The sequence below is a fragment of the Bifidobacterium choladohabitans genome (assembly GCF_016102005.1).
GTDB classification, from domain to species: Bacteria; Actinomycetota; Actinomycetes; order Actinomycetales; family Bifidobacteriaceae; genus Bombiscardovia; species Bombiscardovia choladohabitans.
On record NZ_JACFPL010000001.1, the window covers coordinates 146,630 to 163,059 of the forward strand.

13 protein-coding genes are annotated in these 16,430 nt (G+C 64.0%); 5 read left to right on the forward strand and 8 right to left on the reverse strand.

Going from position 1 to position 16,430, the window contains the following annotated elements; all coding sequences use genetic code 11:
- Positions 1-197 precede the first annotated feature (197 nt).
- The 5 genes from H3S97_RS00595 (at position 198) to H3S97_RS00615 (ending at position 6,396) form a co-directional block, all read left to right on the forward strand.
- Positions 198-524 carry a hypothetical protein gene (locus H3S97_RS00595; protein WP_198180057.1) on the forward strand — a complete coding sequence of 109 codons (327 nt, stop codon included), beginning with the start codon at positions 198-200 and terminating at the stop codon, positions 522-524.
- Complete coding sequence (locus H3S97_RS00600; protein WP_198219308.1) at positions 521-1,948, forward strand: PGAP1-like alpha/beta domain-containing protein; 1,428 nt, start codon at positions 521-523, stop codon at positions 1,946-1,948. The genes H3S97_RS00595 and H3S97_RS00600 overlap by 4 nt, the downstream gene beginning before the upstream one ends.
- Positions 1,949-2,020: 72 nt before the next feature.
- Entirely contained in the window at positions 2,021-3,466 is a 1,446-nt protein-coding gene (gene purB / locus H3S97_RS00605) for an adenylosuccinate lyase (protein ID WP_198219310.1), read from the forward strand.
- Positions 3,467-3,468: 2 nt separating this feature from the next.
- The gene (locus H3S97_RS00610) at positions 3,469-5,940 is read left to right on the forward strand and encodes a lysylphosphatidylglycerol synthase transmembrane domain-containing protein (RefSeq protein WP_198219312.1); all 2,472 of its coding nucleotides are present in this window, start codon (positions 3,469-3,471) and stop codon (positions 5,938-5,940) included.
- A 168-nt stretch (positions 5,941-6,108) separates the two neighbouring features.
- Complete coding sequence (locus H3S97_RS00615; protein WP_015022121.1) at positions 6,109-6,396, forward strand: HU family DNA-binding protein; 288 nt, start codon at positions 6,109-6,111, stop codon at positions 6,394-6,396.
- A 100-nt stretch (positions 6,397-6,496) separates the two neighbouring features.
- Here the strand turns inward: H3S97_RS00615 and H3S97_RS00620 are convergent, their stop codons facing one another.
- The 8 genes from H3S97_RS00620 to H3S97_RS00655 all read right to left on the reverse strand — a co-directional run bounded on the left by H3S97_RS00620 (position 6,497) and on the right by H3S97_RS00655 (position 16,351).
- The gene (locus tag H3S97_RS00620) at positions 6,497-7,930 is read right to left on the reverse strand and encodes a proteasome accessory factor PafA2 family protein (protein ID WP_198219314.1); all 1,434 of its coding nucleotides are present in this window, start codon (positions 7,928-7,930) and stop codon (positions 6,497-6,499) included.
- A 3-nt stretch (positions 7,931-7,933) separates the two neighbouring features.
- Positions 7,934-8,137 carry a ubiquitin-like protein Pup gene (locus H3S97_RS00625; protein WP_198177487.1) on the reverse strand — a complete coding sequence of 68 codons (204 nt, stop codon included), beginning with the start codon at positions 8,135-8,137 and terminating at the stop codon, positions 7,934-7,936.
- Positions 8,138-8,161: 24 nt separating this feature from the next.
- Positions 8,162-8,998, reverse strand: coding sequence for an inositol monophosphatase family protein (locus tag H3S97_RS00630; protein ID WP_045935548.1), 837 nt, complete (start codon positions 8,996-8,998; stop codon positions 8,162-8,164).
- Between the two features lie 90 nt (positions 8,999-9,088).
- Positions 9,089-10,597 (reverse strand): depupylase/deamidase Dop, encoded by a 1,509-nt coding sequence (dop, locus tag H3S97_RS00635; protein ID WP_198177486.1) that lies wholly within the window; start codon positions 10,595-10,597, stop codon positions 9,089-9,091.
- A complete protein-coding gene (arc, locus tag H3S97_RS00640; RefSeq protein WP_198219316.1) occupies positions 10,594-12,156 on the reverse strand; it encodes a proteasome ATPase in 1,563 nt (520 codons plus the stop codon). The genes dop and arc overlap by 4 nt, the downstream gene beginning before the upstream one ends.
- A 65-nt stretch (positions 12,157-12,221) precedes the next feature.
- Positions 12,222-13,196 (reverse strand): methionyl-tRNA formyltransferase, encoded by a 975-nt coding sequence (fmt, locus tag H3S97_RS00645; RefSeq protein ID WP_198219317.1) that lies wholly within the window; start codon positions 13,194-13,196, stop codon positions 12,222-12,224.
- A 45-nt stretch (positions 13,197-13,241) separates the two neighbouring features.
- A complete protein-coding gene (locus H3S97_RS00650) occupies positions 13,242-13,946 on the reverse strand; it encodes an HAD family hydrolase (RefSeq protein ID WP_198219319.1) in 705 nt (234 codons plus the stop codon).
- A gap of 101 nt (positions 13,947-14,047) precedes the next feature.
- The gene (locus H3S97_RS00655) at positions 14,048-16,351 is read right to left on the reverse strand and encodes a primosomal protein N' family DNA-binding protein (protein ID WP_198219321.1); all 2,304 of its coding nucleotides are present in this window, start codon (positions 16,349-16,351) and stop codon (positions 14,048-14,050) included.
- Positions 16,352-16,430 lie beyond the last annotated feature (79 nt).

Consider the following 16,430-nt stretch of genomic DNA (forward strand, 5'->3'; position numbering starts at 1 on the left):
CCCACACAACCTTTCGCGTGAGTCACTCCACCACCCTCTTTCCCAACAAATCGATTCCCATGCAGACGAACGTCCCATGACTATCAGACCGACAGAATTAGCGGTAAATCCGTCCACAGCCAGATGAACCGGACCTCATTCGACCACATGGCCCTACGGGGATCATTTCAAGATGATTGCAATGTTGTAGTAGAGACATGTATAGGTCATCCTCGTCACTACCCACCCTGGGTCCCTTCCTCGAACAGCAATCCTTCCTGACTGATCCGGAAGAGGCCCAAACCTGCCCCTGTCATGCGAGAGCGGCCCGCTGCCGGGCCATGCTGTTCGATATGGCACGGCAGTCGCGAACCACTCTGGTCCATCTGAGTGAATTAGCCGACCAAGCTCTGAGGGTCGACTGGGAAGGCCGGGCTGCTGAGGCCTATAAGGCCCAGGTGCGGGCCATGGATGCCGTCTGCCAGGATCAGCGCATCCAGGCAGGCCGCACCCTGAACCTGATCGATCAAGAGATCCGGCCATGAAGCGGACCATCACCGCTGCCCCCGACGCCAACGGCTATACGCGCACCGAGCTGGACCACCTGACCGGCATGGCGGACAGGCTCAACCAAGCAGGTGGTGCCTTGGCCACCATGCAGTCCCAGTGGGTTCTGACCAATCAGGCCATCTGCAGAATCATGCCGGGGCTGCCTGCCCTCCCCTGCACCCAGGCTGCCGTGCCGCCGCCGGGTCATGCCCATCTGCCAATGGATCGGATGGTGTCCTTCTGCAGTGACCAGGCCCAGGCCTGCGAAGATCTGCGCACCCGGCTCCAGTCTGTGGCCGACCGACTGACCAAGGCCTACGGGCTGTACTCGCAAGCTGAATCGTTCATGGACCGGCTGATGAGCTCCCTGACCTCCAAGGCCCTGATCGTCTTTCAGCCTATTGCCCCGTTCATGCTGGGATCCGTCGGTTTAGGCCTGGGGGTGGCCAAACTGACCGGCCACCTGGATGCATCGCAATTCCAGGAATTTCTGGAAACCACAGCCAGCATCCAACAGCCCCTGCTGGCCGCCGTCGCATCCGGCCTGTCTTCAGACCACCATGATCCCATCGGCGGATTGGTTACCGGCCCGGGCCTTTTGATGCCTTTGATACTCGCTCATTTCCAGGGCGACCGAATCGCCATGAATCCTGTTCAGCCGCAGGGCCAAGGATTGGGCGAGGCCCACGACATCGCCGGCGCTCTGCACAACCTGGAGATCCTGGGATCCTGCCGGGATGGCATTCCCTACGCCACAGTCGCCGTACAGCGTTATCGGGAGGCCGACGGCAAGGACCACTGGCTGGTCTACATTCCCGGCACCAGCTCCCATCTGGACTCCCCCATCGGATGGGCCCAGAACATCCAGCTCATGAGCGACAAGGCTTCGGTGCGCGACAGGGCAGCCTCCCTGCGTCTGGTGGACCAGGCCATGCGTGATGCGGGAGTTCGCCCGGACGATCCGGTCAGCCTGGTAGGCCACTCCCAGGGTGGGATCGTGGCCGCAACCATGGCCTCGGATCTTTCGGACCGCTACAGTTTCGATCACATCGTGACCGTCGGCTCGCCCATCGCCCATCGGAAAATACAGCCTGACACCTGGGTGACCAGCGTGGAGATGCGCGAAGAGCTGGTCTCCAGCCTTGATGGGGCCGACAACCCCTCTCGATCCAATCAGCTGACAGTCAGGGGACGAGCGGGCGGGCCTCCCCCTCCAGGTGGGACACAGACCGGCCGGACAGTGACCACTGCCGGCCCCGGCAAGGAATCCACCCACGGCATGGCCTACCAGCAGGCGGCCTGGGCTGATGCCCGAGATCAGAACTCACCAGCAGTACGACGTCAGGACGACCACTTCGCCCATGCCATCGAGGGCGATCTGCAGGAGACCCGCTACTACCGTGGCAGGCTACGACGGTGAGCGGGACACGCGGCCCCCCAGGAGCACCCATGCCGCTTCCTGCTGGTTGACCCGGTCGTCTAGGCTGGAGGCATGAACCTGAGCCGAATCACCCCAGTCATCCCCCTCAATCCCCTGGACGGACGTTACCGCAGACAGACCGCCGATCTGGTGGATTATCTGAGCGAGCCTGCCCTGAACCGCGAGCGCATGCGGGTCGAGGTCGAATGGATGATCATGCTGGCCAACGGCTACCAGGGCAACGGCCAGCACCCGGTCCTGCCAGGCGTAGAGCCTCTGACCGAGGCAGAACAGGCCTACCTGCGCGCCATACCCGAGGATTTCGACGCCGACGGCATCACCGAACTAGCAGGCATCGAAGCCCAGACCCACCACGATGTCAAAGCTGTGGAATATTACATCGACCGCCGCCTGGAGGCTGCAGCCACAGCCCTTGGCCCCGAGTCCCAACTCCCTAGGCTGACACCCCTGGTCCACTTCGCCTGTACCAGCGAGGACATCAACAACCTGGCCTATGCCCGCTGCATCCGAGGCGGGGTCGAGCAGGTCTGGCTCCCCAAGGCCACCCGGATCGAGAAGCATCTGGCAACCATGGCGGAGCAGTACCGGGATCTGCCCATGCTCGCCCTGACCCACGGCCAGCCGGCCACACCCACCACCCTGGGCAAGGAGATGGCGGTCTACGTCCATCGGCTGCACCGGCAGCTGGACCGAATCCACAATCAGGACTATATGGGCAAGATGAATGGCGCCACCGGAACCTTTGGCGCCCATCTGGCCGCCCTGCCACAAGTGGATTGGATCAATCTGACCCGCACCTTCATCGTGGAGCGGATGGGTCTGATCTGGAATCCACTGACAACCCAGATCGAGTCGCACGACTGGCAGGCCGAGCTCTTCAGCAACATCGCCCACCTGGGCCGGATCCTGCACAACCTGTCCGTGGATGTCTGGATGTACATATCCCGCGGCGTCTTCGCCCAGGAACCCGTCAAGGGCGCGACAGGATCCAGTACCATGCCCCACAAGGTCAACCCCATACGCTTCGAGAACGCCGAAGCCAATCTGGAGATCTCAGGAGCCCTGCTGGACACCCTGGCCACCACCCTGACCGAAACCCGCTGGCAGCGGGATCTGACCGACTCCACCACCCAGCGCAACATCGGTTCGGCCCTGGGATACAGCATGCTGGCTCTGGACAACCTGGACGGCGGACTGCAGACCATCCACCCGGACAAGGCACTGATGGCCCGCGAGCTGGACAGCAACTGGGAGGTCCTGGGCGAGCCTATACAGACGGCCATGCGGGCCGCTGGACTGGCGGGACGTTCAGGCATGGATCATCCCTATGAGCAGGTCAAGGAGCTGATGCGGGGCAAGAGAATCGGACGGGAGGATGTCGAGCACTTCATCGATGGCTTGGATTTGGACCGGGACACGGCCAGTCGGCTCAAGGCCTTGACGCCGGCAACCTACACAGGCGCAGCCGGAACCTTGGTGGACTTCGATCGCGACTGACCATGACCCCGTCCCAGTCGACCATAACCCCCGAGGACACCGATTCCGCCGATCCCGTCAAGGCGGATCAGGTCGTCATCCGGGACACCCCGCCCCAACGGGTCCACGATGCCGAGGATCTGCTGCGAGCCTTGGCTGCTCTGATCCTGGGAATCCTGGTTACCCTGGCGGCTGTCTATCTGAAGGGCATAGCGGCCGGGGTCGAATCGGACATGCGCCAGGCCGGCAATGCCATGGACTGGCTCATGGACGTACCTACCGCCTTCCTCCAGCAGGCAGTGACCGTGACCGTGGTCCTGACCGTGATTGTCCACCTGCTGGTCAACAGGGAATGGATCCAGGCCATCACCGCCCCCCTGGCCATGTTCCTAGGGTTCGGGCTGGTCATGCTGACCTCCAACCTGATTCTGAAGGCGGGCAACCCGACCTTGATTGCCTCATTCAGCTCCCAGAACGCCATAGGGTCACCCGTCCTGCTTCCCGACTTCTATGCCGGTCTGGCTGCCTTCCTGAGCGCAGCAGGACCCCGTCGCTTGCGCAGCTCGGTCAAGTGGGGATGGAACGCCCTATATATTGTGGCCGTCATCATGGTCGCCATATCCTCCAACTCGGCCAGCGGGGTTCTGGTTTCGCTGATTCTGGGACGGATCATGGGCATGGTCGTCCGATACCTGGCGGGCACACAGAACAAGGGCGCCTGGGGACAGGGAGTGGTACAGGCCATAGCATCCATCGGCATCCAAACCGCCAGTCTGGAACGTCAGGATCCAAGTCTGGATGCCGATGGCCAGCCCCTGCCTGCCCTCGCCGACGACCTTATCGAGGCCTCCCGCATCTACAGAGCCCAGGACAGGGATGGCCGCACCTACACGGTGTCGGTCATGGACGGTCAGCTGCACACCATGGGCTATCTGATGCAGCTCTGGCAGTGGATCAAGCTGTCCGGAGTCTCCATGCGCCGGGACCGGTCGGTCAGAAACTCCATGCAGCACCACATGGCCATGCTGGCTGAACTGCGGGACCTGGGGCTGACCGCCCTGCACCCCTATGGCCTGGCGGAGAGCGCGGAATCCTCAATTCTGGTCCTGGAGGATGACGTCCACCTTCGGCCCCTGGAACCTGGAAGCCTGGACACGGACAGGGCCAAGCAGCTGATGGACTACCTCCGCCGCGCCAACGATCGCGGCTTTACACACCGCCGCATCCGCCCGGAGACTCTGGCCATGGACCAGTCGGGCTCCATGGTCATCGCCGGCTGGGAGAACGGCGACAGCGCCAGCTCCCAAGCCAACATCGCCCTGGACCGCATCCAGCTTCTGGCCCTGGTTGCCACGATGATCGGCGTGGACCAAGCCATCGAGGCCGCCCGTGCCTCCTGGGGGGTCAAGACCCTGGCCGGACTGTCGCCCTTCTGCCAGATGGTGGCCATTCCCTCACAGACCCAGTCCCTGCCCGGCTGGGATCGGCAGATTCTGGCAGACCTTCGCAAACAGCTGCGGGCTCTGGCTCCACCTGAGTCGGTGGCGGAGACCGGCCAGGTGACCCTTTCCCGCTTCAGCCTGCGAAGCTTCGTGGCCCTGGCCCTCTTGGTGGTGGCAGTGGCGGTCATCATCACCCAGTTCAACCTGCCCCAGGTCATCAGCGCCGTCCGCAACGCCAACCCTTGGATGGCCGGACTCTCCTTCCTGCTGGGGTCACTGTCCTGGGTGGGCTGCGCCATCACCCTGGGAGTCTTCATCGACCCGGCCAAACGCGACTTCAAGGGCATCTTCCTGTCCCAGGTCGCCTCCTCGTTCACCTCGGTCTCCATGCCCGCAGGGGTGGGGCCGGCCTTCGTCAACCTGCAGTTCCTGCGGCGGGACGGTTACGACAACACCATGGCCACGGCCATCATGAGCGCCGTGGTGGCAGTTCAGTTCGCAACCACCTTCTGTCTGCTGATCGTCATTGGGCTGTTCACAGGGCGCAACACCCTATCCGGGATGATCCCCACCAACACCCTGGTCATCGTCATCGGGACGGTCGCCATCATCGCTTCCCTGATCATGGCCATCCCATACACACGGCGGCTGGTCATGGAACGGCTGATGCCCATCGTGGCCTCCTACGCCCGCCACCTTGTGGAGATTCTGACCCAGCCCAGGCAGCTGGTGGTGGCCGTGCTTGGGGCCGTGCTGCAGTCAGCCGCCCTGGGCATGAGTTTCTGGGCCGCCCTGATGGCCTTCGGATGCAGGACCAACGTGTTCGAGACCACCTTCGTCTTCCTCCTGGCCAACACACTAGGCTCGGCCGTCCCCACCCCCGGCGGCCTGGGGGCCATAGAGGCAGTGCTCTTCTCCGCCTTCCGCCTGGCAGGTGTTCCCTCGGGCGTGGCCATATCGGCCACCCTGGTCTTCCGGGTGGCCACCTACTGGCTACGCATCCCCCTGGGAGCCCTGGCCATGCGCTGGTTGAGCAGCCATAATCGCATCTGAGGAACCTTCGGGCAGTCCCAATCCCGACGGCCTCAAAAATCGCGTGGTGAAATGTCGAAAACCCCCGGAAAATGCGGTGTTTGGGCCTAATCTGCGCTAATATCAGTCATTGACCGTTGGGCTTTCCCCAAATCAAGCAGTGGGAGGCCCCCGAAAGAAGGATGTTCTATGGCATACAACAAGTCTGATCTCGTTTCGAAGATTGCACAGAAGTCCAACCTGACCAAGGCTCAGGCGGAAGCTGCTGTCAACGCCTTCCAGGATGTCTTCGTCGAGGCCATGAAGTCCGGTGAGGGTCTGAAGCTGACCGGTCTGTTCTCGGCCGAGCGTGTCAAGCGTGCCGCCCGTACCGGACGCAACCCCCGCACCGGTGAGACCATCAAGATTCCGGCCAGCTATGGCGTGCGCATCTCTGCTGGCTCGCTGCTGAAGAAGGCCGTCACCAACAAGAAGTGAAACCAGCCTTTCCGCAAGGGCCCCGACATCCATCCACGGATGCCGGGGCCCTTCCTTTTACAGCAAGACCTGACGGATGATCAGCAGTGCAAACCGGACCCTAGGCACTCGGCTTTGCAGCACCCCTCAGGAAGTCCATCAGGGAGTGGTATCGGGGTGGCCCCAGATGGTCGAAGGGATCGGGCAGGGCCACCTCGACTCGGTGGGAACCACCCAGGACCAGGTGGCTCCAGTCGCATGACCATGTGCGCGTTCCCCGGTCCGCCATACGGACGAAGTCGCCACGCAGACGGGCCCGGGTATCCTCTGGAGGCTGGTCCATGGCGCGCTGCGCCTCGGAGTCGTCGACCGGTGAACGCATGAGCCCATGCCTGACCAGGCCGGGGAAGGACCTTCCCGCGCTCAGATCGTGATAGTCCAGGTCCAGCGCCTCTTCCAGATCCCGTCCGGCGCCTCGTCGACTCAGGCCCTGGAGAAGGCGCAGCTTGGCGGCCCAGTCCACCCAGTCAGCCAGATCCTGCCAACGTCTCTCGTCCAGCGCATCCAAGGCCGACCTCCAAAGTCGCAGGGCACGCAGAGCCTGGGACCGGTCGATACCTATATCCTCCTGTTGGTCGACCAAGGCCTTGCAGGCCGACCAATAGGCCTCTTGCAGACCCAGAGCGCTGATGCCACCGGTCTTCGTGGAAGCCTGCAGGTCCAGGGTGACCCGGCCGGTCCGATCCCGACTGACGGCTCGGACGGCTGCACCGGGGTCAGCCAGGGCGCAGTCGACCAGGTCTGGCCGTCTGCCCCGACGGCAGGCCTGTTCGATCAGATTGAGGACAAGGTGGGTGCTGGCCATCTTGAACCAAGTGACCAGCGGCGACCGGTTGGTATCCCCTACGATCACATGCAGACGACGCCATCGCTCGGGATCAGCCAGAGGCTCGTCACGGGTGTTGACCATGGGACGGGCACGGGTGGTGGCCGAGGAGACCGCCTCATCCAGAAAGTCGGCCCGCTGGCTGAGCTGGAACCCATCGGGACTCAGACGACCCGCCCCGGTGATCAGTTGCCGGGTGACCAAGAAGGGGACCAGGCAGGCTCCAACCATGTCCAAGGGGACTCGCCGGTCCAACAGGTAATTCTCATGGCAGCCGAAGGCATGGCCTTGGGCATCCACATTGTTGGCGAAGACGTGAACCTTGACGGGCCTGCCCAGGTCCTCCGCCAGACGATTCCGGGCGCGATCTGCAAGGTCGGCCATGATCCGCTCCCCGGCCAGCACCTGGGTCAGGGCTGTCAGCGGATCACGGGCCTCCGCTGTGGCATACTCCGGGTGGGAGCCCACGTCCAGGTAGAGCCGGGCACCATTGGGTAGATAGATGTTGGTTGATCCGTGCTTATCAATGAGAGGGCGGAACATGGCCATAGCCACCCTGCCGGCGGCGTAGGGGGCACTGGCACCGGTCAGGCTCAGTCCATACTCGGTCTCGATGCCGAATATCCTGTGAAAGTCCGAGTCAGTCCCCTGCCCCTGCCCTTCCGCCATGGATCACTGACCGCCCTTCTGGACGAAGCCCTGCACATACTCCTTGGCGTTGGTCTCCAGGGTGGTCTCGATGTCATCCAGGACGGCATCCAGGTCGGATCCAGCCGTCTGGCCCTGTTCCTGTGCACCGGTCTGCGGCAGATCCTCTTCCTGCTCCTGCTGCTGCCCGGCTGCCATGCGCCGCCCCTGCTGGGATGCCTCAGCCATGGTCACTCTCCTTCCCGGCGCGTATCAGCGCCCGCTCAGATACGTGTTCAAATCCTCCGCGATGAGTCCGTTGGTGGCCACCACGTCGTTGCTGCCCTCCCAGCGCACATGTCCGCCGTCCCAGCGCCAGAGGGTGCCCTTGGCCTCCCGGACCACGACAGCCGCCGCAGAGACAGCAGGGATGTCCCAGGAGTGCAGGGCCGGCTCGAAATAGGCGTCGTAGCTTCCGTCCGCCACCCGGCACAGATCCAGCGAGACAGGACCGACGCGCTTGATGTCGGCAGGCTTGCCGGCCATGCGCGAGACGATCTGCAGGACCTTTTCGGACTCGTTGGGGAAGTAGGACATGCCGAAGCTGATCACTGATCCGGTCAGGGTGGTCATAGTGGAGGGGATGATCTTCTCCCGCTTGTCGCCCACGATGGTCCGTCGGATCCTGATGGCGCCCTGGCCCTTGGCTGCCAGATAGGTCAGGCCCAGGACCGGGGCATGCACGATGCCCAGGACCGGTGAGGCGTGGCCCTTCTCATCCACGGCGAACAGGGAGATGGTCAGCGTCCATTCGGCCATGTTGCGTACGTAGTTGACCGGACCGTCGATATGGCCCAGGCACCAGTAGCGGCCGCCCGGACGGCGGTTGCCGGCCTCCTCCTCCCAGAAGCCATCCATGGGGTCCAGGGCGGCGATCTTGGTCCGGCAGTAACGGATCAGACGCGTGTCAATGCCCGGAGAGAACTGGGTGCCCTGGCCAATGGCCGATGTGGAGCGGGGATCGTGGGGATTGATCTGGTCCTGGAGGGCATGACGGCCGGCCTCCACAGCGATGGTGGCGGCCTGCATGGCCAAATCGCGCAATTCCATACTTCTCTTCTCTTTCAAACGGGTGGTCGAGGCATTGCCGACCGTGGTCCACCGGTGGTCGTCCGGTCTGATATCGGACTATTTTCTGCGCTATGAGCAGTATATGTCGCGGCCATCCCGGCAGGAAGACCGTGTGTGACCCAGCGGATCGGACAGGTCCACGACCCTGATCCTAGACTCCTCCTCAGGTCCCTGCTCCTCAAGAATGACACGACTCCAGGAGACTGCCCTGACCACATCAGGGCAACGGTGGAGCAGCTGGGAACGGCACCAGGCCCGGGTCTGCTCCGGGCCCTGGTCCATGGCCCTGGTGATCTGGTCGGGATTGGCCAGTTGCAGAACGGATCCTCTGAGTCGCCAGGGCAGGTCACGGCCGGGATCCACCCGTGCCCAGGCCAGATCCAGGGCCGCCAGACGGGGATCCGACCAGTCGGATAGGGACCGACGGCGGCGCAGACGCTCCAAGAGCTGCCACTTGAGCAGCCATTCCAGCCTGCCTGCCTGATCGTGCATGGCCAGACGGGCCTCGTCGTCGCAAGAACGAACCAGAGCCAGATCCTCGAGCACCTGGCCCCAGAGGTTCAGAACCCGGTCGTCGGCACAACCTGGCCGGTCGGCATCCCTTCTGACCTGTCGGACCGCATCCAGCAAGGCCCCTTGAATGGTCAGCGCATCGGCGAATCCTCCGTTTGCCAAGGCCAAAGACTTGGTCAGGGTGACATCACGGGAAACCGTGTGCAGGGCCGACACCGGATCATCCAGCGTCCAGCGATCCAGCAGTTCATCGACCAGACGGGTCGAATCCCCCTCGGACTCCAGGAGCGCCAGCAGCAGATCGGTGGTCCCCAGCTTGAGGATAAGGGGCGCATCCAGCCGGTTGGCATCGCCCACAATCACATGGAGACGGCGGCTGCCCGGCCCCGCATGGGACTCGTCCCGGGTATTGATGATCGGTCGTCCGAAGGTGGTCTGCAGTCCAATCCGGCTGGTCAGATAGTCGGCGCGCTGGCTGAGCTGGAAGCCAGCCCCCTCGCTCCTGGGCCCCAGGCCCACTCTGCCCGAACCGGTGTAGATCTGCCGGGTAACGAAATGAATAGTCATCAGGGCCGCCACCCTGGCGAAGGGCACCGCCCTATCCATCAGGTAGTTCTCATGCGATCCCCAGGCGGCACCCTTGCCGTCCACATTGTTCTTGTAAAGAGCCAGGCCTCCGGCCCTTTCTGCGGCCAGGGCCATCATCCGGTCCCCCGCGCGGTCCTGGACCAGCGCATCGAAGGCATTCACGGTTTCCGCCGAGGCATACTCGGGATGGGCATGATCCACATAAATCCGAGCGCCATTGGGAGCTGCCACATCGATCAGCCGGGCACCAGGCGCATCGGTGAGCATGCTCGGAGCGGCAGCTGAACGTGGCAGCCGACCTCCCCTGGCATCATTGACCGGATCCTCATTCCCGTAGTCCCAGCGGATGTGCGCCAAGTCCGGCTGGGCAGCGGCCCTTACCAGACGCAGGGCCAAAGTACGCGGATCAGCGCCGGGATCCTGGGGGTCGGCAATGGCATACTCCGTTTCGGTGCCCATAACCCGCCCGGCATTCATGACCGCTCCACTGGCCCGTCGACCGGGCGAACCTCCTGGACCTGCCCTGGACGCAGTCCGGCCAGATCGGCCCAGCGGTCCGGATCCTGGCCACGCAGCTCCTCCAGAGTGTCCTCATACTGCCCACGAACCGCCCTCGTGCAGAGTCCACGGTCAAGACCCACCTGTCGACCCTGCTCGATGGAGGCCTTGACCGCCATGGTCTTGACCCGATCAACCAGGTTGTGCAGCATGGCGCCGGAGACCACAGACTCCAGGTAGAGGGGCTGCCAGCGGCCCGTGGCATCCATGACCTTGCCCAGCAGATGGTCAGCATCCCGTGCGAAGAGTCCATCGACCAATACTTGGATCAGCTCCTCCGGACTGGCATCATCCTCCATGGGCATATCGGAACCCAGATATTTGCCCAGAATGGCGGCGGACCTGGTCCTGTTGGGCCGGTCGATGCGGATCTTGACATCCAGCCGTCCTGGGCGCAGAACCGCCGGGTCGATCATGTCGATGCGGTTGGAGGCACCGATGACCATGACCTGGTCCAGGGACTCGACACCGTCAAGCTCGGTCAGGAACTGGGGGACGATGGTGGTCTCAACATCCGACGAGATGCCCGATCCCCGGGTTCGCAGCAGGGCATCCATCTCGTCGATGAAGACCACCACCGGTCCACCCTGGCCTGCCAGGCTGCGGGCCCTGGCGAACAGGCGGCGGACCAGCCGTTCCGACTCCCCCACGAACTTGTTGAGCACCTCGGGGCCCTTTACCGACAGGAAGATCCCGTGGCCGTCGCTCTCCTGGGCCAGGGCGCGAGCCAGGGCCTTGGCGATCATGGTCTTGCCGTTTCCGGGCGGCCCGTAGAGCAGAACACCCTTGGGGGCCTGAAGCCCATAACGACGCATCAGATCGGTATGTTGGAAGGGCAGCTGGACCGCATCACGAATCCGCTCAATCTGCCTGTCCAGACCCCCAATATCCGAGAAGTCCACGTCGGGGGTCTCCTCCAGCAGCATGTCGGACCGGTCCGACTCAGGCAGAACAGCCAGGGCCATCGAACAGCTTTCGTCCATGAGCAAGGCGCTACCCGCCTCGATGGGCTGGTCCTGCAGAGACCCTGCGCGTGCAACAACGCGAGTCTGTCCGGAGGGGTCTTCCACCAGCAAGGCTCCGGATTCCAAGGTCTCCCGCAACGTGCGAACCTGACCGGTCACCGGCTGATCGCCCACACGCACCACCACCATATCGGCATTGAGCAGAACCTCCTGGCCGGCCCTGATCCGCTCGGCGTGGATATCGGGCGCCAGGGGCACCACCATCCGCCTGGAACCGTTCAGGATCAACAGACGGGCCTGCTGCACCCCCTGGCTGTCATAGGCGACGGAATCCACGCCCAGGGCAAGGGCGACCGTCAAGGGCGGTTGGCCCAGCTGGGCCAACTGGCTCTTGGCCTTGGACAGTTCCTTGGCAGCCCTGGTCAGCGCCGCAGCCAGGGCCCGGTTGCGCCGATCAGCGGCCTGGTCCTGGTCATTGGCAGATTCAGCCTGCTCAACATCATCGGACTGCATGACTTCCCTCCTTCGTCCGCCCTGGGAGCCCCGCTCGGCCTGGACAGCCAGCCGGGCGGAGGGACTCAGCTGCAGCGGGCTCCGTCCTCCAAACGAGCTCCACGGGCCCAGTCCATGGCCTTCATGGCGCGCTTGCCGGCAGCCTTGACCATCTGCAGCTCCAAGGGCAGGGTCTTGGTACCCACCCAGAGATGGCGACGGTCCATGGCCAGCCGACCCGGCTCCAGATGCAAGGGAAGACCGGGCTCATCCCCTCGGGCTGGTGCCGCCCTGAGCACGGTCAGCCCTGTCTGCCTGTCCTGCGGGTCATCGCCTTGCCGATACAGACACCAGGCTCCCGGTTCCGGGCTGCAGGCCCGGACCTGTCGGTCCAGGGCGAAGACGGGCACATCGAAACGCATGTGGGCATCCTGGTGGGTGATTTTGGCGGCCACCTGGTAAGCGCCCTGAGTCTGCTTCTTCGGTTGAATCCGGCCTTCCGCAAGGGCCTCCAAACTGGCAGCCAGCAGGTGGGATCCATCCTCAGCCAGGCGATCCAGCAGCTCGCCCGAGGTCTCGTGCGGCCCGATCTCCACGGTGGATTGGGCCAGGATTGGCCCTTCATCCATACCGGCCGTCAGCCGAAAGACCGTGGCGCCGGTAATGGTATCCCCAGCCCAGATGGCCCGCTGTACCGGAGCCGCCCCCCGCCACTGCGGCAGCAGGGAAAAGTGCAGGTTGTACCAGCCCCCCTCAAAGGCATCCAGGACCGGCTGGCGCAGGATCCGCCCGTAGGCCACGACGGCTGCACAGCTGGCACCAGTATCCTGCAGCCGTGCCGGAAAATCCGGATCGGAGGGGTTGTTTTCAAGAACGGGAATCCCCAGCTTCAGGGCCTCAGCCTTGACCGGACTGGGATGCAGATGCCTTCCACGCCCCTGGGGAGCGTCGGGTCTGGTGAGCACGGCAGCAACCCGGAAATGCTCCTGATCGGCCGCCAACAATCTCAGAGATGGCAAGGCGACCTGAGGCGTGCCCGCGAACAGCAATGTCATGACCATATAGGCAATCTCCTTTTCATCCGACGACTTCGGACCTCCGCGCCTTCACCGAACCTGAGGAATGTTCACCCCTGCCTCGATCAGAGCGGTGCGCAGTCCATAGGGGTCACTGAATCGCAGGCTGCGGATGCCGGCCTTGTTGGCACCGACTACATTCATACCCTTGTCATCCACAAAGAGGGTCCTGTCAGCCTGGATTCCGAACTGATCCAGGGCATAGCGGTAAATGGCCGGGTCGGGTTTGCGCATGTGGATGGGCCCGGAGACCACCACCCCGTCCAGCCTATGCAGGAAGGAGTCGCCGTCCCAGGCGTAATGGAAGAGCTCTGCGCCCCAGTTGGTCAACCCCCATACACCCAAGCCTGCCGCCTTCAGATCATCCACCAGCATGCGGGCACCGGGCACCGGGCCGGTCAGCGAATCGACGAAGTGGTCACAGTAGTAGGCGAACATGTCATCCCAGGGTGACCCGCAGTTGGCGGCCACCCAGTCACGGGCCTGGGCGCAGGTGGCTCCGCCGTCCATCATGTTGTTGGCCCGGTAGAAGCCGGAACGGTTGTCGTCCAGCAGGGCTTCGATGCTCCCGCGCCCGTATCGGGCCACCATGGCCATCTCGGGCTGCCAACGAATCAGGACGTTGCCGAAGTCGAAGATGACCTGCTCAATGGGCTGACCCTGGGCCTGAGCTGCTTCCTGCCCAGCCTGGATCACATCTGCCTCAACCCGGATCTCGCCCGGCCATCCCTTCATGGCTCTCCGCCTTTCCTGAGTTCGTTCTTATACACCTTTGACTGCGTTCCCTCATGAAACCACGTCGCATAGACCCCCTGCATATCCGCCTGGAGCGCCAATCAAGTCAGATCCTTGGGATCCATCCGGAAGCGCAGCTCTCCTCGCCCACGGCCGGCCAGGTACTTGGCCTGAGCCTGCTTGAGATCATCAGCCAGCTTGTCCCGGCGGCCGGTGGGCACCCGGACCAGGGCTCGCACCCTGTCCTGGGTTCCCTCCAGATAGCCGGCTTTCAGCGTGGACGGCGCCGGTATGGGCACAGGCCCAAGCAGGGCAGGGACAGGCTCAGGGCCAGCATCCGCCACAGCCTCCTGACCCGGCGCAATCCCGACGGCGTCCAACATCCAGACGACGGCCTCCCTTTCGCCCCAGATTGCAGCCATGCCGACCGCAGGGGGCATGGCGGTCAGCCGACGGTCCTCCAAATCGGCGGCGGCCAACACCGGCCCCTGCCAGGTCATCAGCGCCTGGGCCAGCTGAGGATCGCACTCCCCCAGCAGGAGCACCTGACCTCCCTGTGCCCGGGAGCGGCAGAAGGAGGCCACGCGCATCCAGGCTCCCAGGGTGTCCATACGAGCATCGACACCAGGGGCATACAGGCTGGTCCAGGCGTCCAGAATGGCCACGGCATGGTATCCTCGCGACAACCGAGGCAGATGCGAATCGCCAGTGTCTGTATTGTTGCCATCGACGCCCGAACCAACGACCCTGGGCTCGGCGCCCGGGGTGGCGATGACCAGACTGGGACGATCCTGTACACGCTCGACCACCCCACGGGGCTGGTTGGGCGAAGAGATGACGATGGGCACGTTTCTGAAGAGCATGCGCAGCTCCTGGGCCGTCCCGGCGGCGCCTACCCTGACCACCCGAAGCCGTGAGCTCCCGCAATCCGGGCAGGACCAGTCCGTAGCCGCAGCCCCGCACCAGGCGCATCGCGGCGCGCCAGGCCGCCTGGCCCGCAGGGGTCCGGTGCAACGCGGGCAACGAGCCTGATGATGGCAGCGAGCGCAACTCAGGCTTTCGAAAATGCCGTCCTGAGGAATGGACAGCAAAACCGGGCCACGCTCCAAGGCTTTGTTGATAACAGCGACAGCGGTATGAGGAACCCGGGCGCCCATGGTCGGGTCGGCCAGATGGCTCAGTTCCTCCCGGTTCAGCCAGCGAATCCAAGGCTGTAGGGTCGTCACCGCAGGCCGGTCAAGCGTCAAAGCGGTGCCTGGACCGGTCACGCCAGAGTCTGCTTCGGCAGCCTCGGGCAGACTCTCCCAGTGGGAACGCACACTTCTGGCACGGGCCATGGCCAGGAAGACGCCGCCATGGGCACGCGCCCGCAGCCTCAACACCCCACGGGCGTTGGCGTATGGCATCATCCCGTCGGCATACTGGTAGCTGGCATCGTCCATCATAGCGAAGAGGGCTGGACCCTCCACCGGGGCGTACATCGCAGCCCGCAGCCCGATGGCGCAGCGGACCTGACCGGAAGCCAGGGCAAGGTAGGCCCTGTAGCGCTCGGCAGGAGCCATGCCGCTGTCCAGAATGGCGAAATCCCCGGACCAGCCGCGCGCCTCCTGTTGGCCAGGACCTGCGGTGACAGAAGGGCCAAAGGGGCGCAACCCAAGTTGCTGGAGGACTGCAGACAGGTGGACCACCTGACGGGTGCCCGGCAACACCATGACCGCCGATCTACCGGCCAGCAGGGCGGCTATCAGCACCCTGGCAGCCAGCAGGGCGGCCTGGTCCATGCCAGGCAGAATGTCAGCCAAAAAGGCGGCGAAGACATCATCCTCCAGTGATTGATCCAGATGCTCCAGCCCCTGATAGCCCGGATCAATCCGCTGTTTCATATCCTTGTGTCGCTGGGCCAGCCCGGCCACCCAGGCGGGGTCGGACGCCAATCGGGGCTGACCGGGAACCAGCTGCTGCTCCTTGTCGATACGCGCCACACGAGGGGGAAGGGCCAGCCGCAGAATGTTGGCCTCGGTGCCCCCATAGGCTCTGGCGATGGCAGTGATGTCCGCGCGCAGGGAAGGTGAGATCAGGCTGCGATCCAGCACCACCCGCTCCAGGAAACGCAGGGATGCGCGGGGAACCTGGCTGTCTGCCACGCGTTCCCAGATGATGCCGTTGACCCTGCGCGCCCCGAACCGGACGCGAACCAGGCATCCCGGCTGTGCATGATCGTCCTGGTCGGCATCCACCAGATAATCGAAGGTCCCGCCCAGATGGGTGGCCTGCACGTCCAGCACCACCCGTGCCACAGGGAGTCCATCGGCCGGTCGGCGCGGAGGCTTCCTTCGACTGCTGTTCGAACGACGGCGTGGGGCAAGGCCATCCAGGGCGGGCTGACTGACGGCCTGCGAATCCATGGATGCTCCCCTCGCTTTCACAATTAAGAGAACCACGGCGGATTCCCCCAGTCGATGACCTGGAAACCCGCCGTGGCTC